The sequence below is a fragment of the Pseudomonas sp. BP6 genome, from assembly GCF_017875935.1.
GTDB classification, from domain to species: domain Bacteria; phylum Pseudomonadota; class Gammaproteobacteria; order Pseudomonadales; family Pseudomonadaceae; genus Aquipseudomonas; species Aquipseudomonas putida_Y.
Genome location: NZ_JAGINI010000001.1, coordinates 3,967,067 through 3,990,432 on the forward strand (window position 1 = coordinate 3,967,067; position 23,366 = coordinate 3,990,432).

Sequence of the window (23,366 nt, forward strand, 5' to 3'; positions counted from 1 at the left end):
ATCTAGAAATGACAACAAAACGCAAAGTCGCCATCGTCGGCTCCGGAAACATCGGCACCGACTTGATGATCAAGATCCTGCGCAATTCAAAGCATCTGGAAATGGCCGTGATGGTGGGTATCGACCCCGCTTCTGACGGCCTTGCCCGTGCAGGCCGAATGGGCGTCGCTACCACCCACGAGGGTGTCGCGGGCCTGGTCAAAATGCCAGAATTTGCTGACATCGATTTCGTCTTCGATGCAACCAGTGCCGGCGCTCATGTCAAAAACGACGCCATGCTGCGTGAGTGCAAGCCGGGCATTCGAGTGATCGACCTTACTCCGGCAGCTATCGGCCCTTATTGCGTGCCGGTGGTGAACCTCGAAGAACACGTCAACGCGCAGAACCTGAACATGGTTACGTGCGGCGGGCAGGCAACTATTCCAATGGTCGCTGCAGTATCGCGTGTTGCCAAAGTGCATTACGCAGAGATTGTCGCATCGATTGCATCCAAATCGGCAGGCCCGGGCACCCGGGCCAACATCGACGAATTCACCGAAACCACCTCGAAAGCCATCGAGGTGATCGGTGGTGCAGCCAAAGGTAAAGCCATCATCATCATGAACCCGGCTGAGCCTCCTCTGATGATGCGCGACACCGTCTACGTGCTGTCTGAAGCTGCGGACCAGGATCAGGTTGAGGCCTCCATTGAAGAAATGGTTGCAGCAGTGCATGCGTATGTTCCTGGCTACCGCCTCAAGCAGAAAGTGCAGTTTGAAGTCATCCCTGAGTCTGCCCCACTGAACATTCCTGGCCAAGGCAAATTCAGTGGCCTGAAGACCTCAGTTTTCCTTGAGGTCGAAGGTGCTGCCCATTACTTGCCAGCGTACGCAGGCAATCTCGACATCATGACTTCTGCCGCGCTGGCTACCGCCGAGCGCATGGCACAGTCGATGAGCCAGGCCTGAGGAGCGCAGATATGAACGGTAAGAAGCTCTACATCTCGGACGTGACCCTGCGTGATGGTATGCACGCCATTCGTCACCAGTACTCACTGGACCAGGTCCAGGCCATCGCTCGTGCACTGGATGCCGCCAAGGTCGACTCGATCGAGGTCGCGCATGGTGACGGCCTTCAAGGCTCCAGCTTCAACTACGGCTTTGGCGCGCACACCGATATCGAGTGGATCGAAGCTGCCGCCGACGCGGTGAAGCACGCCAAGATTGCAACGTTGCTGCTCCCAGGCATCGGTACTCTGCACGACCTCAAAGCAGCCTATACCGCGGGCGCTCGCGTTGTTCGTGTCGCCACCCATTGCACCGAGGCAGACGTTTCCAAGCAGCATATCGAATACGCCCGTGAGCTTGGCATGGACACGGTTGGCTTCCTGATGATGAGCCACATGCAGACCCCCGAAGGGCTCGCGAAGCAGGCAAAACTGATGGAAAGCTACGGTGCCACCTGCATTTACGTCGTCGACTCCGGCGGCGCGATGAATATGGATGACATTCGTGCACGCTTCCGCGCCGTGAAAGCGGTGCTCGATCCGGCGACTCACACCGGTATCCACGCGCATCACAACCTGAGCCTCGGCGTAGCCAACTCGATCGTCGCCGTCGAGGAAGGCTGTGACCGCATTGACGCGAGCCTGTCGGGCATGGGCGCCGGTGCTGGTAATGCTCCCTTGGAAGTCTTTATTGCAGCCGCAGACAAGCTGGGCTGGAACCACGGCACAGATCTGTACGCTCTTATGGACGCAGCAGATGATTTGGTTCGCCCACTCCAGGATCGTCCGGTACGTGTTGACCGCGAGACTCTCGCTCTCGGCTACGCCGGCGTTTATTCGAGCTTCCTTCGCCATGCAGAAGTTGCAGCTGCTCGCTACGGCATTAAGGCAGTAGACATTCTGGTCGAGCTGGGCAAACGCCGTATGGTCGGTGGCCAGGAAGACATGATCGTCGACGTCGCACTCGATTTGCTGAAGCGCTGAGTTCGCAGACAGCTCCACGCAAGCTGTCTGCAGCAATCCCCCTCCTGTAAAGGAGGGGGTCTATATCACAACAATAAGAGAAACCTCCAACATGAATGCCTCGCATACTTCCGAATCGCAGCACCTCCGAACACGCAGTGATCAGCCCACCTATTCACTTTTCTTGAGTGATTACTGAGCTGACGTAACTCCACATCACTGGCGGTACTAAAACCAAAATCACGTGTTTTCTGAAGACCTTTTGAAGGGCTTCGGAGGGGGTCGCTATGACTGACAAAACCGATAAGACCAAACTATTCATCACCATCGCGCTTTGCTTCCTCGTTGCATTGATGGAAGGCCTGGATCTCCAAGCCCCTGGGATTGCGGCGCACGGCATGTCTGCCGAGTACAGCTTGGATAAGCTGGAAATGGGCTGGGTTTTCAGTGTTGGCGTCCTGGGTATGCTTCCAGGAGCTTTCGTTGGCGGACGCCTGGCTGATCGTTATGGCCGAAAAAAAGTGCTCATCGCCTCTGTTGCACTGTTCGGCATCTTCTCTCTCGTCACCACAGTAGCCTGGAGTTTCGGCGCGTTGCTATTCGCTCGGTTCCTTACAGGCGTGGGCCTGGGTGCGTCGTTGCCTAACCTCATTGCACTCGCCTCTGAAGCTGCTGGTGAGCGCATGCGAGGCACAGCAGTCAGCTTGATGTATTGCGGTGTACCGCTGGGAGCCGCGTTGGCAGCCGCCATTGGTCTACTGGATTTCGGGGCTGGCTGGAAGCTCGTCTTCTATGTCGGCGGCATTGTTCCCCTGGTCATTGTCCCCCTGCTGCTTCTTTTTCTGCCTGACGTATACAAGCAAACAATTTCAGCTACCTCCACTATCGAAGTTCCCTCCACCAAAGCCATTTTGGTAGAGGGCGGTGCGCTGAAGAAAACCCTGCTCTTGTGGGTCAGCTTCTTCTTCACGCTGATGGTCACCTACATCCTGATCAACTGGCTTCCAAGCATTCTGATTGGACAGGGCTTCAAGCCGAGCGAGGCAAGCGTCGTCGTATTGGCCATGCAGCTTGGCGCGGCCATGGGCACGTTGATGCTCGGCGTTGCGATGGATCGCCTGCCTATCTGGGCGATGTCGGCGCTGGTGTATGGGGGCATCCTGATTTCTCTGGCCTGCCTTACAGTGGCGGCCTCACTCCCTACCATGATCGGTGCAGGATTCTTGGCAGGCATTTTCACAACGGGTGGCCAGTGCGTCCTTTACGCCCTCGCTCCGCAGTTCTATCCCGCTAATGGGCGGGCTACCGGGACCGGTGCAGCACTTGCAGTCGGCCGTATCGGTGCCATGACCGGTCCACTCGTCGTAGGAAAAATGATGGTCCTTGGGGCCGGTGCGAGCGGTGTGATGTTGGCCTCGGCACCGGGCATCGTTCTGGCGGCTATCTCGCTGCTTTATCTCTCATCGCTGAAAAAACGCCCTGAGCTCAGCGCCTCGGTGGTTTGACCGGGATTGCGTCATCACAAAAACAAGAAAGAAGACACGACATGAGCAAATCAAAAAAAATTGCATTCGCAGGGCTGCTGGCTGCACAAGCAGCTTCCCTACAGGCGGCCGGCTTCGTGGAAGATTCGAAAGCCAAGGTAACACTGCGCAACTACTACTTCGATCGCAACTACATCAACCAGACACCGCAAGCTGCAGCGCGAGAGTGGGCCCAGGGTTTCATCGTCAACTTCAATTCGGGCTTTACAGAGGGGGTTGTCGGCTTTGGATTGGATGCCCAAGCCATGATGGGGTTGCGCCTTGACTCCTCACCAGATCGTGTCGGCACCGGCCTATTGCCGTTCTCTGCCTCCACTAGGGAGCCTGCTAAGGAATACTCCGAGCTAGGGCTGACAGCGAAGGTCAAGGTTTCCAAAACTGAGCTTCAGTACGGGACCGTAAGCACGTTTTTACCGATCGCATTCGCAAGTCCAACACGGCTACTGCCCCAAACCTTCCGCGGCACTTACCTACGCTCGCAAGACATCACAGATCTTTCTCTGCACGCGGGTTGGCTGGATCGAATCAACCTGCGGGACTCGACTGACTACCAGAAGATGCGAGTTTCAGCTCCAAACGGACGCTTCAACGGGGCTGCTGAGTCTGATGCCTTTTATTTCCTTGGTGGCGATTACGCCTGGTCGAAGAACCTCACGCTCAAGTATTACTATGCAGAGCTCGAGGACATCTACGACAAGAACTACCTGGGTTTCGTGGACAACCGTGAGTTGGGCCCAGGCCGGCTCACTTCCGACTTCCGCTTCTATGATTCCAAAGACAATGGATCCGCAAAAGCTGGGAAGGTTGATAACCGCAATACTGCTTTGATGTTGACCTACCAGCTCGGCGTCCATCGTCTCGGCGCTGGCTACATGCAGCTGACCGGCGATACAGCGATGCCCTATCTGTTTGGTACCGAACCGCTGGTGATCACGGAAGGCACACTGAGCTCGGAGTTCCTGAACCCCAAGGAGAGAAGCTGGCAGGTCAAATACGACTATGACTTTGTTGGCCTTGGTGTTCCCGGCCTGAAGGGGATGTTGCGTTACGTCAGCGGGGACAACATTGACCTTCCGAACCTCGGCGGCAGCAACCTCAAAGAGTCGGAAAAAGACGTTGAGCTTTCCTACGTCATCCAAAGCGGCACGTTCAAGGACGTGGCATTCCGGGTCAGACACGCTTGGTACAGAAATGATTTCGGCCCTGGAGCAACGCACCGGGATGACAATGAGCTTCGTGTGAACATTGATTACACCTTTGCCCTTTGGTGAAGCCGACGTAGCTCCACTCCCTACGCGCTGCACCCTTAGCCACGAACTCACCTCGTGGCTTTTTTTGGCGTGACGAAAGGCATTTCCAGATGATTGCGACCATCCTTCTTGCATGCTAGCATGCAAGTATAAATTGAGTGATCTCGCCTGCCAGCTAATAGCGCTGAACCAGACACTCTGATGGCCTGAAAAAAAATACAAGATCAGGAGGTACCATGAATCTCTTTCCCCTCATTCGCATCGCTCGCCCGAGCTGCGGGTCCCAGTAGAGCCCGCCGTTTCCCAAATTTTTAATGTCTCGAACGCCAGGTCGGTGCTGTTTCGTGCTGGCTGGCTTTGGGACCTGTCGGACATGTTCCGGGCTTGCGTGCAAGTTCAGAGCATCAACAAGTAATGCCTGGAGAATAATAAATGACTACCTCCACTAGCTTCGATACCGACGTACTGGTGATCGGCACTGGCCCAGCTGGTGCAACTACTGCCTTGGCGCTCGCCACCTACGGTGTACGGGTCAAAATGGTCACCATGTTCAATTGGCTTGCGAACTCGCCGCGAGCCCATATCACGAACCAGCGCGCCATGGAGGTCGTGCGTGATCTTGGACTGGAAGACGAGGTTGTCAGAGCAGCCACACCTTGGGATCAGATGGGCGATACGCTTTTCACCACCAGCCTGGCCGGTGAAGAAATCGCACGCATGCGCACCTGGGGTACTGGCGACAAACGGAAGGGCGATTACGTCCAAGGCAGTCCCTGCACCATGCTGGATCTCATCCAACCCGAGATGGAATCGATCCTTCTGAAGCATGCCGCGATCCGCGGTGCTCAACTGAGCTTTAACACCGAGTACCTGAGCCATGTGCAAGATGCCGAAGGTGTAACTGCTCGCATGAAAGACGTTCTGACCGGCGTCGAGTACGAAGTCCGAGCGAAGTACCTGGTGGGCGCCGATGGAGCTAACTCAAAAGTAGCTAAAGAGATCGATCTGCCGATTGTTGGCGAGATGGCCAGGGCCGGAACCGCCTACGTAATCTTCAACGCCGACCTGAGCAAGTACGTCGAACACCGCCCGAGCATCCTGCAGTGGATCGCTACTCCAGAAGCTGGCTTTGGCGAAATCGGGATGGGCTTGCTGCGTGCCATTCGCCCGTGGGATCAGTGGATTGCAGGCTGGGGCTTCGACATGGCCAAAGGCGCTCCAGACCTGTCCCCAGAAGCTGTTTTGGAGAAAATCCGTCTCTTGGTCGGCGATCCAAAGTTGGAAGTCCAGGTTGAGCGCATGTCGACCTGGTATGTAAACCAGGCACATGCCACCGAGTACTCTCGTGGCCGCGTATTCTGCGCTGGCGACGCGGTTCATCGTCACCCGCCGTCCAGCGGTTTGGGCTCCAATACCTGCATGCAGGACGGTTTCAACCTCGCTTGGAAACTCGCTTATGTCCTCAAAGGATTCGCCGATCCGAATCTGCTGGAAAGTTACACCGCAGAGCGCGCTCCCGTGGGCAAGCAGATCGTGGCGCGTGCCAACCAGTCCCGCAAGGACTATGCCCTGCTGAAAGAGTGCTTCAATTTCGGCAATGGCGTGGACACGATCGCCAAGCTGCTTGATCGCATGCGCGACCCGAGCCCGGCTGGTGTAGAAGTTCGCATGAACCTGCAGAAGGCGCTGGAAATCAAGAGTCGAGAATTCAACGCTCAAGGTGTCGAGCTGAATCAGCGCTACGTATCCTCTGCTGTTAAGCCTGACCCAAGAGATGGAGCTGAGCTCTGGGCTCGGGACAAAGAACTGTACCTGCAGGCCACCACTCGCGCAGGCGCCAAACTTCCTCACGCCTGGCTGGTGAACGAGAACGGACATCGAATTTCGACGCTCGATGTCGTAGGTAAAGGGCAAATGACCCTTATCACTGGCCTTGCCGGTCAGGCCTGGGTCGCTGCTGCTGAGAGCTTGAAACTGCCATTCTTGAACACAGTCGTCACAGGCGCAAAAGGTACTGCGGACCTTTACTGCGATTGGCAATCGGTTCGTGAAATTCACGAGGCCGGTGCCCTTCTGGTTCGTCCTGATGGATATATCGCCTGGCGGCACAGCAATGCTGTCTGGTCTGCCGATGAAGCTGCTTCAGAGTTGCAGCAGGCGCTCAAAAGCGTCCTCGGTTAAGTGTTACCTCAAAAGGCCCGGCCCGAAATGCCGGGCCTTCTTTTTATTTGCTCACATCCTCGCAGGAGGCCAACCGGCCCACTGCGCTGGAACGCTTGAAAGAAAAATCAACCGATAAGGGCCCGTGGGCACAGCGGCGAACCTGCTGCTACGCCTTACTTAGGGGCTCAACTGCCTTGAGTGCGATGAGGGTGACTATGGCTAAGGCCGCTGATGTCGTTGTGCAATGCCTGGAAAACGAAGGTGTCGAGTATGTGTTCGGCATTCCCGGTGAGGAAAACCTCGACCTGTTGGAGTCCCTGCGCAAGTCGAAGATCAAGCTGGTCCTGACCCGCCACGAGCAGTCCGCGGGCTTCATGGCCGCCACCTATGGCCGCCTGACCGGCAAGACCGGCGTCAGCCTGTCGACCTTGGGTCCTGGCGCGACCAACCTGGTAACCGCCAGTGCCTATGCCTATCTCGGCGGCATGCCGATGATGATGATCACCGGCCAGAAGCCGATCAAGAAGTCCAAGCAGGGCCGCTTCCAGATCATCGATGTGTGCGGCATGATGGACCCCATCACCAAGTATACCCACCAATTCGCCTCGGCCGACAACATCCCGGCCCGTATGCGCGAAGCGTTCCGCCTGGCGGAAGAAGAGAAGCCGGGCGCGGTACACCTGGAGCTGCCGGAGGACATCGCTGCCGAGCAGACCGATGCGCTTCCAATCCCACCCAGCCTGCACCGCCGTCCGCTCGCTGAGCACAGATCGATTGAAGCCGCCGTTGAAAAGCTGCAGAGCGCACGCAGCCCGATCCTAGTGATCGGCGCCGGCGCCAACCGCAAGATGACCGCCAAGGTCCTCAAGCAGCTGATCGACCAGACCGGCATCCCGTTCATCACCACCCAGATGGGTAAAGGTGTGGTCGACGAACGCCACCCGCGCTTCCTTGGCAATGCCGCGCTGTCCTCCGGTGACTTTGTCCACCGCGCCATCGAAGCGGCCGACCTGATCATCAACATCGGCCACGACGTGATCGAGAAGCCGCCGTTCTTCATGGTCCGCGGCGGCACCGAGGTCATCCACATCAGCTTCCGTTCCGCCGAAGTCGACGCCGTTTACTTCCCACAAGTGGAAGTGATCGGTGACATCGCCAACTCCGTATGGCAGATCAGCGAAGCGCTGACCGACACCGCGCACTGGGACTTCACGCGCCTGATGGCCATCCGTGAGGCCAACGAAGCGCAAATCGCCGAAGGTGCCGACGACAATCGCTTCCCGGTCTACCCTCAGCGTCTGGTTGCCGACATCCGTCGCGTGCTGCCATCCGAAGGCATCGTCGCCCTGGATAACGGCATCTATAAAATCTGGTTCGCCCGCAACTACAAGGCACACAAGCCGAACACCGTGCTGCTCGACAACGCCTTGGCGACCATGGGCGCTGGCTTGCCATCGGCCATGGCCTCGCACTTGGTGTACCCGGATCGCCCGGTGATCTCGGTATGTGGTGACGGCGGCTTCATGATGAACAGCCAGGAATTGGAAACCGCAGTGCGCTTGAACATGCACATTACCGTGGTGATCCTGCGTGACGATGGCTACGGCATGATTCGCTGGAAACAGGCCAACATGGGCTTCACTGATTTCGGCCTGGACTACGGCAATCCGGACTTCGTCAAATATGCCGAAGCCTACGGTGCCCACGGCTATCGAGTAGAAAGCGCTGACGCCTTGCTGCCTCTGCTTGACCACTGTATCGCCAACCCTGGCGTGCACGTGATTGACTGCCCTGTCGACTATAGCGAGAACGACCGCATCCTCAACAGCGAGCTTCGGGAACGAGCACTGGCAATATAACCGACGCGTCATCCCCTCACTCGAAGGGTTTGGCTTGCTTAATCTGAGCCTCCTCGCACAACAAGAAGCGAGGAGGCTCCCTGAGCAAAGCCAAAAACGATCCCAGTGCAACTTTGATTATCTGAGCCTGCTGGTCCTTGCTTCGTAATCCCTCATAGAGCAGTCCGGTGATCAGTCCTTTGAAGACGCCGATTGAGGTGTGAAGATCCAGGTTAATGGGCAATTCCCCTTGGGTAACCGCGTGCCGAAGAACCTGGTGAATGTACTGCAGGAACCGATCGCTCGCTTGAACCATTCGATTATGGATCAGGCCCGACTCATGAAGCCCTTGGTAAATCAAGATCTCCGAGAACTGCTTTGACTGGGGGCTATGCACGGCGTCCAGCATGGCGACGACCACCGCCTCCCAAGAGCGCTCAATCCCTAAGTCAGGAGTAAAGTCCAATTCGAGAGGATGCTGCCGAGATGCCAGCACCGCCTGGAGCACTTCCAGCTTCCCGTTAAAATGCCAGTAGACAGCACCACGAGTGACGCCTGCCTTCCGAGCTATCTGATCTAGGGTCGCGTCGGGAACACCCTGGGCAACAAACACCTCAAGCGCCGCATCAATAATGCGCTGTCTTGTCTCCTCCGCCTCAGCTGCCGTCTTTCTGGCCATCTTATCTAGGGAGCTTTCTTCGACGCGCGGCCGATAGCACGCTCTATGTTCTGCTTGCTCTGCAGCAGAGCTTTTTTGATCAAGTCTGACTGCTTGCTCGCTCTGGAACTCGGCATTACGACCGCAAGGGAGTAATACCCGAGGTAGGTATCCAAAAGCGTTGCGAATGAGCACACGCCATCAATGTGCTCGTCCAGATCGGTAGCAAAACCAGTCTGCTTCACTTCGCTCAGCTGTTTGACAAGCGCCTTTCGCCCTAGGGTGTTGGAGGTGAATACTGGCAGCTGCTCGTCAAGCGCGGCTTGTAGGGTTTCGTCAGGTAATGCTGCCAAGAGGACCTTGCCGGCCGCCGTCGCTGCGGCGGGTACGTTAATACCAATCGGAAACACTACCCGCAGCTCTCGCTCTGACACGATACGGTCAAGAACGTAGATTTTATCTCCGGCCAGAGAAGCCAGACAGACTGACTCGTCCAGCTCCTCAGCCAGCGAGCGCAAGTACGGTTTCACCAAAGAAAGAATGTCTGTTTGCGCCTGATTGATTAGCTGGCCAAGCGCAGGGCCAAGTCGAAAACCTCCGGCAGGCCCTAATGCCTCGACTAGGAACTCTTCTTCCAGAGCATTGATGATTCTCTGAACGGTGGAGCGAGGCAGCCCGACCAGTTGCGCAATGGCCGCCAAACTCAAGCCATGCGGATGACTGCCAAGCGCTCGCATGATCGAGGCTGCTCTGGCGATGACCTGGATGCCCCCGGCCTTGCCAATATTTTCATCTGATTGGTTCATATCTTTCCTCTGCGCGTACGGCTGCGACCTATCACATTGGCCGCCACTGTAGAGCTCTCTGCCTCCGCTAGCCAGCCACACATCGCGAACGCCTCAATCGGTAAACCTCGACCAACGGCGGCTCAGGCTTGCTTGCACCAAGAGTATCGCATAATGGTACACTCTACCGCATTACGATTCAGCAATAGCCCCGTCATGCGGGCAGAGAGATGGAGCCAAACCGTGAGACAGATACGATCCCCGCGTGCATTACGCGTAATCCCCTTAACTGCGCTGATGCTGATTACGGGATGTGGTGAGAAAGAACAGGTGAGCTCAGCAACTCCACCACCGGACGTGGGCGTATACACCGTGCGTGCACAAGCTCTGACCCTGACAACTGACTTGCCTGGCCGGACTTCGGCATTCCGTGTAGCGGAAGTCCGCCCACAGGTTTCGGGGATCCTTCAGAAGCGGTCGTTCGTTGAAGGCGCTGAAGTCAAGCTGGGTCAGCAGCTTTATCAGATTGACCCACGGACATATGAAGCGCAGTTGCGTCGTACAGAAGCGAATCGAACGAGCGCACAAAACCTGGCTCGTCGCTATGAAACGCTGTTGAAGACCAAGGCAGTCAGCAAGCAGCAATACGACGATGCGCTTGCCGCATGGAAACAAGCTGAAGCCGATTACCAGGTTGCTCGCATCGACGTTCAATACACACGGGTGCTTTCCCCAATCTCCGGCCGCATTGGTCGCTCGACGGTCACCGAGGGGGCGCTCGTTACCAATGGCCAAGCTCAGTCGCTCGCCACCGTCACGCAACTGGACCCCATTTACGTCGACGTCACTCAGCCAATCACGAAGCTTCTTGGTCTGCAAAAGGCGCTGGAGTCAGGCCGCCTTCAAAAGACAGGCGAGAACCAGGCTGAAGTTAGCCTGACGCTGGATGACGGAAGTGCTTATCCACTGCCAGGAACTCTGAAGTTTTCCGAGGTGAGCGTTGATCCCACAACAGGTTCTGTGACCCTTCGCGCCGAATTTCCCAATCCTAATCGCAAGCTGCTACCAGGCATGTTTGTACATGCCCTGCTGAAAGAGGGCGTGCAAAACGCCGCAATCTTGGTACCGCAACAAGCCATCAGCCGCGACACGCGAGGGGTGCCAAGCGTCTGGGTCGTGAAGGATGACAACACCGTCGAGTCCCGTGAGATTCAGACCCTCCGAACCGTGGGCAATGCTTGGTTGATCAGCAACGGCGTGACCGAGGGAGAGCGAATCGTTACCGAAGGTGTTCAACGTGTTCGCAGCGGCATCGCTGTCAACGCGGTTGAGGCCAAGAACGTGAATTTGGTAGACGGCTTCGCCGCTATCACAGAAGCCTCGGCTAACTGAGGGGGCACCACTGATGTCTCGTTTTTTCATTGACAGGCCGATTTTCGCCTGGGTTCTCGCTATCGTGGCCATGCTTGCCGGCGCGCTGTCGCTGGCGAAGATGCCGATCAGCCAATATCCGAACATCGCGGCCCCAGCCGTTTCGATTCAGGTCAGCTACCCAGGCGCTTCTGCACAAACCGTACAGGACACGGTAGTCCAGGTGATTGAGCAACAGCTCAGTGGTCTGGATGGGTTCAGATATATGTCGGCTGAGAGCGCCTCTGACGGCAGCATGACCATCATCGTGACTTTTGAACAGGGAACCGATCCTGATATCGCTCAGGTTCAGGTGCAGAACAAGCTGCAGTTGGCGACACCACGTTTGCCGGAAGAAGTTCAGCGTCAGGGCCTTCGAGTAGTGAAGTACCAGATGAACTTCTTCTTGGTCATGAGCTTGGTGGACCGTTCGGGCAAGCTGGATAACTTCGACCTCGGTAACCTGATCGCTTCCCAGCTTCAGGATCCGATCTCGCGCATCCCTGGTGTCGGCGATTTCCAGCTGTTTGGCTCGCCATACGCAATGCGTATCTGGCTGGATCCTGGCAAGCTCAACAGCTATCAGCTGACGCCTACTGACGTTGCCAATGCTATCCGGGAGCAGAACGTACAGGTGTCCTCGGGCCAGTTGGGTGGATTACCAACTCGTTCAGGCGTCCAGCTGAATGCAACCGTTCTTGGCAAGACGCGTATGACGACGCCTAGCCAGTTCGATGAGATTTTGGTCAAGGTAAACGCGGACGGGTCCCAGGTACGAGTGAAGGATGTCGGTCGCGCCGAGCTGGGGGCTGACAGCTTCGCCATTTCTGCACAGTACAAAGACTCGCCAACTGCGAGCCTGGCGCTCCGGCTGTCCACCGGTGGCAACTTGCTGGAGACCGTAGAGGCGGTCAAAAAGCTGATGGAGGAGCAAAAGGCCTACCTGCCTGACGGCGTGGAAGTGATTTATCCCTACGATACAACGCCTGTCGTTGATGCCTCGATTGAATCTGTAGTCCACACCATCTTTGAAGCAGTGGTACTGGTGTTCCTGGTCATGTATCTGTTCCTGCAGAGCTTCAGGGCCACGTTGATCCCAACCCTGGCAGTCCCTGTGGTGCTGCTCGCCACATTCGCCCTTCTGCCGTACTTCGGCCTGAATATCAACGTGCTCACCATGTACGCCATGGTGCTTGCTATTGGCCTGCTGGTCGACGATGCAATCGTCGTAGTCGAGAACGTTGAGCGGCTTATGCATGACGAGGGCTTGTCGCCTCTTGAGGCTACCCGCAAGTCGATGGATCAGATTTCCGGGGCCTTGGTGGGCATCGGAATGGTGCTGTCGGCTGTATTCGTACCAATGGCGTTCTTTGGTGGATCCGCTGGCATCATCTATCAACAGTTCGCGATCACGATCGTGGTCTGCATGGGGCTGTCGATCTTCGTCGCTCTTGTGTTCACCCCAGCACTCTGCGTGACCATCCTCAAAGCTCCGGAGGGTAATTCCCACCACGAGAAAAAGGGCTTCTTCGGCTGGTTTAACCGCGTTTTCGACCGCGGCACGGTGCGATTCGAGCGAGGCGTCGGCGCAATGCTGAAGGGCCGCGGTAGGTACCTACTCGCATTCTTGCTCATCACGGGGGGAACTGGCTATTTGTTTACTCAGATCCCGAAGGCATTCCTGCCCAACGAGGATCAGGGCTTGATGATGATCGAAGTGCGCACGCCGGCAAACGCTTCCGCAGAGCGTACCGAGGGTGTACTTCAAGAGGTGCGTGACTACTTGGCAAATGATGAGGGTGCGTTAGTTGAGCACTTCATGACGGTGAATGGCTTCAACTTTGCTGGTCGTGGTCAGAACTCGGGGCTGGTACTGATCACCTTCAAGGATTGGAAGGAGCGTCACGGGGCCGGGCAGGACGTATTCAGCATCGCTCAGCGGGCTAATCAGCATTTTGCCAAGATCAAAGATGCAAGCGTGATGGCATTCGTGCCCCCTGCCATTTTGGAAATGGGCAACGCGATGGGCTTCAACTTGTACCTGCAGGACAACCTTGGTCTTGGCCATGAAGCATTGATGGCAGCTCGAAACCAGTTCCTGCAATTGGCAAGCGAGAACCCGAAGCTCCAAGCAGTGCGTCCAAACGGCAAGGACGACGAGCCGCAATTCCAGGTGAACATTGATGACGAAAAGGCACGTGCGCTGCAGGTAAGCATCGCGTCTATCAACGAAACGATGTCGGCAGCCTGGGGCTCGATGTATGTCAACGACTTCATCGATCGCGGCCGGGTCAAGCGAGTGTATGTCCAGGGCGAAGATATCTCGCGAATCTCACCTGAGGACTTCGATAAATGGTACGTGCGCAATAGCCTTGGCCAGATGGTTCCGTTCTCGGCGTTTGCAACCGGTGAGTGGGTAAACGGCTCACCTAAGCTGGAGCGCTACGGTGGTATTTCTTCCCTGAACATCCTCGGCGAGCCAGCCCCTGGATACAGCACGGGTGATGCGATGATAGCCATCGCTGAAATCATGCAACAACTGCCTGCTGGCATTGGCCTGAGCTACACCGGTCTCTCATATGAAGAAATCCAAACTGGCGACCAGGCACCGTTGCTCTACGCGTTGACTGTGCTGATCGTTTTCCTGTGCCTGGCCGCCCTGTATGAGAGCTGGTCGGTACCGGTCTCGGTGATCATGGTTGTTCCTCTGGGTATTTTGGGCGCGGTGCTGGCAACGCTTTGGCGCGACCTGACGGCAGATGTGTACTTCCAGGTAGGCTTGATGACCACGGTTGGCTTGTCCGCCAAGAACGCCATCCTGATCGTAGAGTTCGCCAAAGAGCTGTATGAGAAGGAGGGTTATCCGATCGTCAAAGCTGCGATAGAGGCCGCCAAGCTGCGTTTGCGTCCGATATTGATGACCTCGCTGGCATTCACCTTCGGTGTGCTGCCGATGGCCATTGCATCCGGCGCAGGCGCTGGCAGCCAGCACTCCATTGCTACGGGCGTCGTCGGCGGCATGATCACAGCAACCGTGCTGGCTGTTTTCTTTGTTCCGTTGTTCTACGTGGTGGTTGTCAAGCTGTTCGAGGGGCTCATGAAACGAAAGCCAAAAGCGGTCAAGGAGGTGACTCATGATGTTTAAGTCGCTCCCCATGTTTGCATTGCTGATGCTCAGCGGATGCAGCTTGATCCCCGACTATGAGCAGCCAGCCGCCCCCGTGCAAGCGCAGTGGCCAACGGGCGAAGCCTACGGCGGGCAGGGAGATCAACGCAGTATCGGGGCGGCTCTCCCCGAGGCAAAAGAGTTCTTCAAAGATCCAGCGCTGAGCCGCCTCCTCGATGCGGCGCTAGAGAACAACAGAGATCTTCGAATCGCTGCAAAAAATGTTGAATCCTACAGAGCGCTGTACCGGATCCAACGAGCAGAGCGGTTTCCCACACTTGATGGCCAAGCCTCTGGAAATCGAACGCGCTTGCCTGACGATTTGTCCCCCACCGGCGATTCTCGGATCGATAGCCAATACCAAGTAGGCTTGGTGACTGCCTACGAGTTGGACTTGTTTGGCCGAATCCGAAGCTTGTCGAACCAAGCACTTGAAATATACCTCGCTACTGAAGAGGCGCAGCGCAGCGTTCAGATCGCACTCATAGGCGATGTGGCGACGACCTATTTTCTGTGGCGAACCGACCAAGCGCTCTTGGAGCTGACCGAGGCGACGCTGACCAGCTACGTTGAAAGCTTGGCAATGATCGAGTCGAGTGCGTCGGCAGGAACCTCGTCGGAGCTAGATGTTCGACAAGCCAGGACTTTGGTGAACCAAGCCCAGGCCCAGCAGGCCTTGTACACCCGGCGAATAGCGCAGGATGTGAACGCACTGGAATTGTTGCTGGGCAGCAAAATTCCAACGGATTTGCCAAAAAACTCGCCACTGGCCATGAGCTCCCTAGGGAAGGTTCCAGCTGGGCTACCTGCTGATCTGCTGCTGAACAGACCGGACATCCGTTCTGCTGAACATCAACTTATGGCCGCGAACGCAAATATCGGCGCAGCTCGTGCGGCATTTTTTCCACGCATTAGCCTGACAGCTTCAGCGGGCTCAGCCAGTAGCGATCTTGATGGACTGTTCAACAGCGGATCTGACAGCTGGAGTTTCGCTCCACAAATCAGCGTACCGATTTTTAACGCAGGGAAGCTGCGAGCTAATCTCGATTACGCTGAGCTTCAAAAGGATGTGGGCGTAGCGACCTACGAGAAGAGTATCCAAACCGCTTTCCGAGAGGTAGCCGATGGACTCGCTGCGAGGGGAACTTATGGCAAGCAGCTCAGTGCTCAAAGCGAGTTGGTTGATAATTATAAAGCCTATTTTAGCTTAGCTCAGCAGCGCTATGACCAGGGCGTCGATAGCTATTTGACAGTGCTGGATGCTCAACGCGAACTGTTCTCCTCACAACAGAAGCTATTGAATGATCAGCTCGATCAAATCAATAGTGAAGTCCAGCTTTACAAAGCCCTCGGGGGCGGCTGGAGCGTGAGTCAAAACTAAGATCCTGGGCAGCGGCTAGCAGTAGCGCTGCCCTAGATTTCAAATTCAAATATTTTTCGAACTGAAGTGGCGAATTATCGTCGATTTTAAATCGGGAGTATTAGCAATGGGGTTGATATCAGCAAGCGCGTTAGAGGTTCGCTTCGAAGACCGCCCTGACGATGATGTACTTTTAGCCGTAGACGACCTGGTTAACGTGCTTCGCACTGCGCCGGGGTGTATGAGCTATACGATAATCGCGCTGAACAAGTACTTCAGCTCGATGATCATTAGCGGCTTCTGGGACAACGAGAAAGATATGATAGATCATTTTTCAAGCTCAAGTTTCGCAGCATTAACTGATTGCTTGATCTCCCATTGTCGAAGCATCTCCTTTAGAGCATTGTTTATGGACAATGAAATGCGGGGGCAACATGCAGAATCCTGAAAAAGCGCTACTGGATGCAGATTTACACAGCCTGATTACTTTCTTGGTGGTATATCAAGAAGGGGGAGTGACTCGGGCTTCTGAGCGCTTGGGTGTAAAACAACCAGCTATCAGCAATACCATAGCTAAGCTTCGCAAACGATTTGGTGATGAGCTCTTCTTGGGTAAGCGGGCTTGGACACCGACAGAACGCGCCAACCAGCTTGCAACCGCTCTGGGACCTGCCCTCAGCACTTTGCAGGAGGCGCTTGCTAGCGTGGATAACGAAGGCGCTCAGTGAGTTTCAAGGAAACATTTCTACCGCCTTTCCCCAGGCGGTTTTACTCTCTGCCTCAACCGAAAATAAAAAAACCATGGCCTGACGGCCATGGTAAAGGGAGGTTATTATCCCATCCCAAGGAGCCAAGAAGAGATCACTGCGTGCTCATTCCATACGCAATGACTGAAAGATTTTTGGTAAAAAAGCCGCCTGCAGGCAAGCGGCAACACCAAAGGGCAATGAAGGACACTCGGTTGGTACAAGGAGGGGTACCGCGCCTCGCTTCATTGAAAAACAAAGTAATGGAAAAACTAGCGCTGGCAAAATCAAACACGCTGATAGTCACTATTAATAGACTTCTCACCCTGTACATTCAACACTGCTCTAATCCAATCATTCCTAGTTCTCGCCACCAACATTAGGCGACGCCCATCTATGCTCCTCGCCGTTTGATCGTCATGGAAGGTGATTCTCCGAATCGCTGCTTGTAGTCAGACGAAAACCGACCAAGATGGGTAAAACCCCATTTTAATGCCGTGGACGAGACCTGAACGTCTGCATGCTGCTGGGTTTCGAGCTCTACACGAACGCGCCGCAGGCGAATCTCCTTCAAGAACTGCATCGGCGATAGCCCACGGAATCGTTGAAAACTGAGTTGAACCGTACGAGCAGTCACGCCGGCGTGCCTTGCAATTTGCGAGATCGTGAGAGGCTCCTGAGCATGCTCTTCCATGAAATCCTCAATCATCCTAACAACCGCAGGGACCACTCTTTTTTCGGCCGACTCTCGCAGCGCCTGGCTGTAATTACTTACATGAAAGTCGAGCAAAGAAGAGGCCAGCACCTCCCCAATTTGGCTTTGTAGATGCGATGAAACTAATGACTTGGACGATAGCTGACTGTAAGCCCACCCCATTGTCTGTAGCCAATTCAGGCCTGCTGACGTATCCGTGGGCAGATGAGGCTGAAAGTAGATGTCTTGCTTAATACTTCTTCCCAGCTGACGCTGAAGCATGGTTTCCAAGAGCGTTCGATCAATGCAGACGAGCAGCTTGTCAGTGCCAGGGAAATGATTGAAGAAGGAGTGTCGATGGTAGTTGAAAACCGTAGCATGTCCGGGGTTGCAGTTGAGGCGCAACTGATCACTGATCGCGTGCTCACGTCCAGTCAGGACCGACTGGACCAGCACGATGTCATCCAGCTTCCCAGGGTTGATCGCTACCTCTCCCCCAAAGGACATTCTGGCAACCCCAGCCTCGCCGGCCGATCGATGAAAAAATCGAGCCTTGAAGTCGATTCCCTTTTTTTCAAGCCGGTTCTTGCAGAACATCCGCTCACCGCATAGCACCGCCTCCTCTAGGTCGGACGACTCGCATACGCTGAAATCCGCGAGTACCTGATTAGAGGGTATAAATGGGGAGACGTTGGGCCAGGCCATGGAAAGCCCTCCAAAAGGGCGATGACTTATACCAGCAACCTACCAACATAAGAGAGCTGAGAACAACGTCAAGGCGACGATCTGTGTCGTCGCCTTGCTTAGCCGTTATGCGTGCACGATGTGATAGTTCAAGAAGCCGCTGGCATCGGTTTGGATATCTTCAAGGGCTTGGTTGAGCTTGTCCAGTGTGTAAGGACGGGGTGCCCACTGACTGGTGTCGAGTAATCCCGCTCTGATCAACGCCATCAGCTCCTGCGCTTCTGCTGTGGTAAACCACAGTGAGCCGATGTAATGAAGCTGGGTACACATGAACGGGTGAGGATCGATCGGAATAGGTCCGCTTACGCCGCCGATCTGTACGATCTTTCCTCCCGACGTGACGGCGTTCATAGCCGAAACAGAAAGCTCTGCTGGAGCTTTCGCGCCAAGCGTATCAACTACCGCGTGGACTCCTCCCGGAGCCATTTCACGAATGCTCGCGTGCAAGTCGGTACTCATGATCTGTAGGGAGCGAATGCGTTTTGGGGCCAATTGGCGAAGTCGTTCGAGTGCGGTCCTATCTCTCGCTGCCACGATGATATCCGTCACGCCCATCGCTAATGCGGCAAGCGTGGCCCCGATACCCAAGGTTCCTGAAGCCCCCAGTACTAGCAAGCTCTGACCGGGCGTGAGTTCAAGCTTTTTCAACGCAGAGTAAGCTGTGCCCAAGTATCCAAGGCGTGTGGCAACCTCGAATGGCAGTTCGTCAGCCAAGGTGATCAGGTTACGCGCAGGCGCTCGAAGATACTGGGCGTACCCGGCATGGCGATACTCGCGAAATACGTCACTCGAAGACGGGCTGAATCCGAAATAGCCCATGAAGGTATAGCTAGCGCACCGCGTCGGAAGGCCAGCCAGACACTGCTTACAGTTGCCGCAACTCAGTCCTGGATTGACGTAGACCCGGTCACCTTCTTTGAAATCTTTCACAGAGCGGCCAACCGATACCACAGTACCTGCGGCATCCAACCCGAAGACAGCTGGCAGCTCCGGCAGAGGTAGGAACGGGTACCACTCAGGAAAATTTGTGACGACGTTACGCAGATTTGGGATAACACCGCAGGCGGCAGTTTTGATCAGGACATCATGCTCGCCAACATCTGGAAGCGGAATTTCGTCCACGGTAAATTTGCCACCAACTTCGTGGAGGCGAGCAGCCAACATCGTACCTGGCATGAAGCAAACCCTCTTTTTTTCGTTGTCAGGGCTGTAAGGCGTTTGAAAGCCGTTGAGGTATGGCCAACAAATCGACCACAGCTCCAATTATCCTCCGGACCTCGAACATGACTATCCAGGCCCAGTAGCCGCTATCCAGATAACGAAATTATTTGGCACCGCTCGGTCAGGTTTGAAATGGTGCGGGCAGACTTTGAGCCAACTGACGCAGCCAGAGAATAGCCGCGTCAGCATCATCCCTAGGATGCCAAGCCAACATGAGCTGGAAAGGCTCGCTTTCAAACGGCAACTCAAACGTTTCGATGGCTTCGTGGCGGGACTGAATGAGCATGCGAGGCATCGTACAAACCAAGTCTGTCAACATCAGTACGCCTGGAACCATCCCCGCGGTGGGCACCGTAAGGTAAATCCTTCGACTCATACCCGCGGAGCGCAAATAGTCATCCATGTAGCCTTTGAAGCTTTCCCGTTCTGGCGAAACGACAAGATGATTGAGTTCACAGTACCCATCCAAAGTAAGAGGCTTGTGTCCACGAGGGTGCCCTTTGCGCTGTGCCATGACGAACTGATCAGTCCCCAGTGCCGTGTATTTCATCCCCGGCGGAATACCGCGGCTCGAGTCGATCAATAGGTCAAACCCACCCTCCTCCATTTGCCGACCTATGAGTTCGGGGTCAACGGCGTTGATGGACACCTGGATCTGGGAGCCTGCGTGCTTGGTGATTGAGGCGATCAACGGCTCACAGATAGTACTCAAAGCTGTGTCACAGGCGGCGATCCGAAAGACCCTCTTGTCGCTCCATGGATTAAATCCCAACTCACTCTGTATGACCGAGCCAAGCGTCTTCAACGCCGAGCGCAGCGGGCCCCGCAGCGCCAACGCCCGGGCGGTGGGGGTCATGCTCCGGCCTTTTTGTATCGGGACCAACAACGGGTCGCCCATCAGCTCGCGCAAGCGTGAAAGCTGTGCAGACATTGCTGGCTGGCTGATGTGAAGGCGTGAAGCCGCCTTGGTCACGTTCAACTCAGCCAGGAGCGTGTCCAGTGAAACCAAGAGGTTGAGATCAATACGCGACAGGTCCATAACCAATCCACCCAAATGATAGGTCGCATAACGATAAACAATTTCATGGATACCTTCGCGTGAATTTATTGTTCAGCCAGACCTACGCAATTGGAAATTGACCATGAGCAAGCAAAGAGTACTGATTACGGCCGGAGCATCTGGTATCGGGTACGCGATCGCGCTGGCGTTCAACAGCCGCGGCGCGGACGTCACAGTCGTAGACATCGACTCCGAAGGCTTGAACCGTCTTCAATTGGAGCAGCCCAGTATTCGCACCGCGGTGTGCGATGTAGCCGAGCGCGACAGCCTTGAACACGCCATTCCAGGCCTCATCGAAGCCATGGGGGGTCTAGATGTGCTCGTCAACAATGCTGGGGTATCCGGCCCCACTGCTCCCGTAGATCAGCTTGACCCGGATGAGTGGGACAACGTCATGCGGATAAACTTGAATGGGACCTTCAACGTGACGCGCCTAGCCATTCCTGCCCTCAAGCGCTCTTCCCATCCCTCAATCATCCACATGTCTTCAGTTGCGGGGCGACTGGGATATCCCGATCGGTCCCCCTATTCAACCAGCAAATGGGGATTGATTGGTTTCACCAAAAGCCTCTCTCGTGAACTCGGCGTGTTTGGAATTCGTGTTAACGCCATTTTGCCCGGGGCTGTCGAAGGGGAACGCTTCGAGAACGTGCTTAAAGGCAGAGCCAACCTGAGCGGCAACTCCGTGGAGGAAGAACGTACCAAGGCGTTTTCTGTTCAATCGCTACAGCGCCTGGTGGACCCGAAAGATATTGCAGAACTGGCAGTCTTCCTGGCATCGGACGCAGGCAAGTCCATTTCTGGACAACTTTTGCCGATCGACAATGACATGCAGCAGACAATGTGAGGTTTGACTATGAGTATGCGTGAAAAGCTAGTTGGAACCTGGGCGCTCGTCACCTACACGGAATTCCCAGTGGACGGCTCTGCGCCAGTGCAACCCTTCGGTGACAAACCTGAAGGGTTCATTATCTACACGGCAGATGGCTATATGTCGGCTCAGCTGAGCATGCCCCGTCGGGCATTGTTTTCCTCGGGTGACTGGTTTGAGGGCACCGATGCGGAGTACCGCGATCAAGGGATGACGTACATCTCATACAGCGGCCCCTTTCATATAGACGAGCACTCGGGCGAGCTCACGCACACCATCGCAGTGTCGTTGTTCCCGAATTGGGTTGGCCAGGTGCAGCCGCGAACGGTGAAACTTGCGGGAGATATCTTGGTGCTCGGTAACACCAGTCAATACCTCTCCCGTAGACGCGCAGTCAACGCTGAAATCCGCTGGCGTAGGGTTGTTCGCCATAACGCGTGACGCGCCTAGGAAGGCTGCTGGCAAGCCAAGGTGTGATTTAGTCCGCAGCCCAGCACGCATAACGTATGCTGGTCGTCGCGGGCGACTATGTCCGAGGCAGTCATGGCACTCTCCACGAAAGGTTTTGGCATTTGCCTAATCCCAGACTTTGTAGCCGCATCCGCGCTACAGAATGGAAGTTTAGTGAGGGTGTTACCACGATATAGACTTCACAAGCGCGACGTTTTTGCTGTCCACAGCCCGCGCCGATATACAGATCCAAAGCTTAAACGTGGATCGAACATTTGAGGAAGGGTATACCCAGTCTCATGAAGGCACGGTCTGCCATAGCAGATAATCCTGAGTTTTGGGTCGGCCGATCCGATAACCGAAAACGTAATAACGCCAATGACGAAGACTTCAAAGTTTTTGAACATCTGCGTTCATAATATGACCCATCACTATTATGATCCATCACTCCATTCCAGCTAGCAAAGTACTGAGCGCACCGAGGAAGTGACTACATTTACGATGTGAGGTCTTCCCGCAGACCTCCGTATTTTAAGAGTAAAGCCCGTCCGGTTCGATTTAGCTATCTATCTCAGTGTTCCAGCTTTGCCGGGGCCTTGGATGGAAACCATCTCTTCATGAAAGGCACCGCTGGACCCTGCGCTATTCTTTGAAAGATCGCCCTACAACGGGATCATTTCTTCCCAAATCAATCTAAGCTAACGATCTGGGTGGTTACTTATTGGAGCACGAACATGGCAAATCTAAAGGATTTCTATACGACGGCTGCCCAGTTATATGAAGCTCCCCTATTGGAATTGAGTCAGCATGTGCTTCAAGTGCTGGGAAGCAAGCTACAGCGCCCACACGACAGCGAATGCGCCCACAATTTTTTCCTCAGCGTACAGGCCGATTATGATGGCTGTGAGCAGGCCTTGATAGCGTGCTCGGAAGCTTGGAGCTGGCTGTACTCCAACGGTTTCATCTGCCAACACCCGAATCATGAGGCTCAGTGGATTTCCCTGACGCGCTTGGGAAAACGCCATTATGAGAAGGCGATTCCGCTCAAAAACTGGATGGCAGATCGACTACTTCCCGAGGAAATGATTCATCCCGCGCTACAGCCGATGGCCCTTCGGCTGTACAAACAGGAGCTGTTTGATACAGCGGTCTTCGAAGCGTTTAAATTACTTGAAGTGTCCATTCGCCAAGCGGCCGGTCTCGGTGACGAGTGGCTGGGAACCAAGCTCGCAGCCCGTGCTTTCAATCCAGAGAGCGGTCCACTGACTGACTCAGCCGCTGAAGCTGGTGAGCGGCAAGCGTTGATGAGCCTCATGTGTGGTGCAATCGGTAGCTACAAAAACCCGCAAAGTCATCGTCATGTAGGCTTGGATGCCTCAGAGGCGAGGGAAATGATCATTATGGCGTCGCATCTTTTGAAGATTGTCGATAGCCGACGCCCTGCATAGATCCTGACCA

General features: G+C 55.3%; 18 protein-coding genes. 13 read left to right on the plus strand and 5 right to left on the minus strand.

Annotated features, from left to right (window positions below; genetic code table 11):
* The first annotated feature begins 8 nt into the window (after window positions 1-8).
* The 6 genes from J3A98_RS18035 (at window position 9) to J3A98_RS18060 (ending at window position 8,764) form a co-directional block, all read left to right on the plus strand.
* Window positions 9-947 (plus strand): acetaldehyde dehydrogenase (acetylating), encoded by a 939-nt coding sequence (locus tag J3A98_RS18035; protein WP_156867044.1) that lies wholly within the window; start codon window positions 9-11, stop codon window positions 945-947.
* An 11-nt stretch (window positions 948-958) separates the two neighbouring features.
* Entirely contained in the window at window positions 959-1,969 is a 1,011-nt protein-coding gene (mhpE, locus tag J3A98_RS18040; RefSeq protein WP_156867043.1) for a 4-hydroxy-2-oxovalerate aldolase, read from the plus strand.
* Between the two features lie 266 nt (window positions 1,970-2,235).
* Window positions 2,236-3,453, plus strand: a complete 1,218-nt coding sequence (mhpT, locus tag J3A98_RS18045) for a 3-(3-hydroxy-phenyl)propionate transporter MhpT (protein ID WP_182329768.1) — start codon at window positions 2,236-2,238, stop codon at window positions 3,451-3,453.
* Between the two features lie 41 nt (window positions 3,454-3,494).
* Window positions 3,495-4,763: an OprD family porin gene (locus J3A98_RS18050; RefSeq protein ID WP_182337304.1), complete on the plus strand. Its 1,269-nt coding sequence runs from the start codon at window positions 3,495-3,497 to the stop codon at window positions 4,761-4,763.
* 411 nt (window positions 4,764-5,174) lie between these two features.
* Window positions 5,175-6,923, plus strand: coding sequence for an FAD-dependent monooxygenase (locus J3A98_RS18055; protein ID WP_156867041.1), 1,749 nt, complete (start codon window positions 5,175-5,177; stop codon window positions 6,921-6,923).
* 197 nt (window positions 6,924-7,120) lie between these two features.
* Window positions 7,121-8,764, plus strand: coding sequence for an acetolactate synthase large subunit (locus J3A98_RS18060; protein WP_182408382.1), 1,644 nt, complete (start codon window positions 7,121-7,123; stop codon window positions 8,762-8,764).
* A 16-nt stretch (window positions 8,765-8,780) separates the two neighbouring features.
* Here J3A98_RS18060 and srpR read toward each other — a convergent pair whose 3' ends face one another.
* A complete protein-coding gene (gene srpR / locus J3A98_RS18065) occupies window positions 8,781-9,422 on the minus strand; it encodes a solvent efflux transporter antirepressor SrpR (RefSeq protein ID WP_139657513.1) in 642 nt (213 codons plus the stop codon).
* 5 nt (window positions 9,423-9,427) lie between these two features.
* The gene (gene srpS, locus J3A98_RS18070; RefSeq protein ID WP_182408383.1) at window positions 9,428-10,207 is read right to left on the minus strand and encodes a solvent efflux transporter transcriptional repressor SrpS; all 780 of its coding nucleotides are present in this window, start codon (window positions 10,205-10,207) and stop codon (window positions 9,428-9,430) included.
* 222 nt (window positions 10,208-10,429) lie between these two features.
* Here srpS and srpA point away from each other — a divergent pair, with 222 nt between their 5' ends.
* The 4 genes from srpA (at window position 10,430) to J3A98_RS18090 (ending at window position 16,850) form a co-directional block, all read left to right on the plus strand.
* Entirely contained in the window at window positions 10,430-11,578 is a 1,149-nt protein-coding gene (gene srpA, locus J3A98_RS18075) for a solvent efflux RND transporter periplasmic adaptor subunit SrpA (RefSeq protein ID WP_182408384.1), read from the plus strand.
* A 13-nt stretch (window positions 11,579-11,591) separates the two neighbouring features.
* Complete coding sequence (gene srpB, locus J3A98_RS18080) at window positions 11,592-14,741, plus strand: solvent efflux RND transporter permease subunit SrpB (protein WP_182408385.1); 3,150 nt, start codon at window positions 11,592-11,594, stop codon at window positions 14,739-14,741.
* Window positions 14,731-16,143, plus strand: a complete 1,413-nt coding sequence (srpC, locus tag J3A98_RS18085; protein ID WP_182408386.1) for a solvent efflux RND transporter outer membrane subunit SrpC — start codon at window positions 14,731-14,733, stop codon at window positions 16,141-16,143. Before srpB ends, srpC begins: the two co-directional genes overlap by 11 nt.
* A 413-nt stretch (window positions 16,144-16,556) precedes the next feature.
* Window positions 16,557-16,850, plus strand: coding sequence for a LysR family transcriptional regulator (locus J3A98_RS18090; protein WP_182408387.1), 294 nt, complete (start codon window positions 16,557-16,559; stop codon window positions 16,848-16,850).
* Between the two features lie 412 nt (window positions 16,851-17,262).
* Here the strand turns inward: J3A98_RS18090 and J3A98_RS18095 are convergent, their stop codons facing one another.
* The 3 genes from J3A98_RS18095 to J3A98_RS18105 form a co-directional block, all read right to left on the minus strand.
* Window positions 17,263-18,267: an AraC family transcriptional regulator gene (locus J3A98_RS18095; protein WP_209967613.1), complete on the minus strand. Its 1,005-nt coding sequence runs from the start codon at window positions 18,265-18,267 to the stop codon at window positions 17,263-17,265.
* Window positions 18,268-18,372: 105 nt separating this feature from the next.
* Window positions 18,373-19,482 (minus strand): alcohol dehydrogenase catalytic domain-containing protein, encoded by a 1,110-nt coding sequence (locus tag J3A98_RS18100; RefSeq protein WP_209967614.1) that lies wholly within the window; start codon window positions 19,480-19,482, stop codon window positions 18,373-18,375.
* 166 nt (window positions 19,483-19,648) lie between these two features.
* Window positions 19,649-20,566: a LysR family transcriptional regulator gene (locus tag J3A98_RS18105; RefSeq protein WP_209967616.1), complete on the minus strand. Its 918-nt coding sequence runs from the start codon at window positions 20,564-20,566 to the stop codon at window positions 19,649-19,651.
* A 103-nt stretch (window positions 20,567-20,669) separates the two neighbouring features.
* Between J3A98_RS18105 and J3A98_RS18110 the strand changes: the two genes are divergently transcribed.
* The 3 genes from J3A98_RS18110 to J3A98_RS18125 all read left to right on the plus strand — a co-directional run bounded on the left by J3A98_RS18110 (window position 20,670) and on the right by J3A98_RS18125 (window position 23,356).
* A complete protein-coding gene (locus J3A98_RS18110; RefSeq protein ID WP_209967617.1) occupies window positions 20,670-21,434 on the plus strand; it encodes an SDR family oxidoreductase in 765 nt (254 codons plus the stop codon).
* A gap of 9 nt (window positions 21,435-21,443) precedes the next feature.
* Window positions 21,444-21,899: a lipocalin-like domain-containing protein gene (locus tag J3A98_RS18115; protein WP_245355002.1), complete on the plus strand. Its 456-nt coding sequence runs from the start codon at window positions 21,444-21,446 to the stop codon at window positions 21,897-21,899.
* A 743-nt stretch (window positions 21,900-22,642) separates the two neighbouring features.
* On the plus strand, window positions 22,643-23,356 hold the full coding sequence (locus J3A98_RS18125; protein WP_209967623.1) for a TIGR02391 family protein: 714 nt from the start codon (window positions 22,643-22,645) through the stop codon (window positions 23,354-23,356).
* Window positions 23,357-23,366 lie beyond the last annotated feature (10 nt).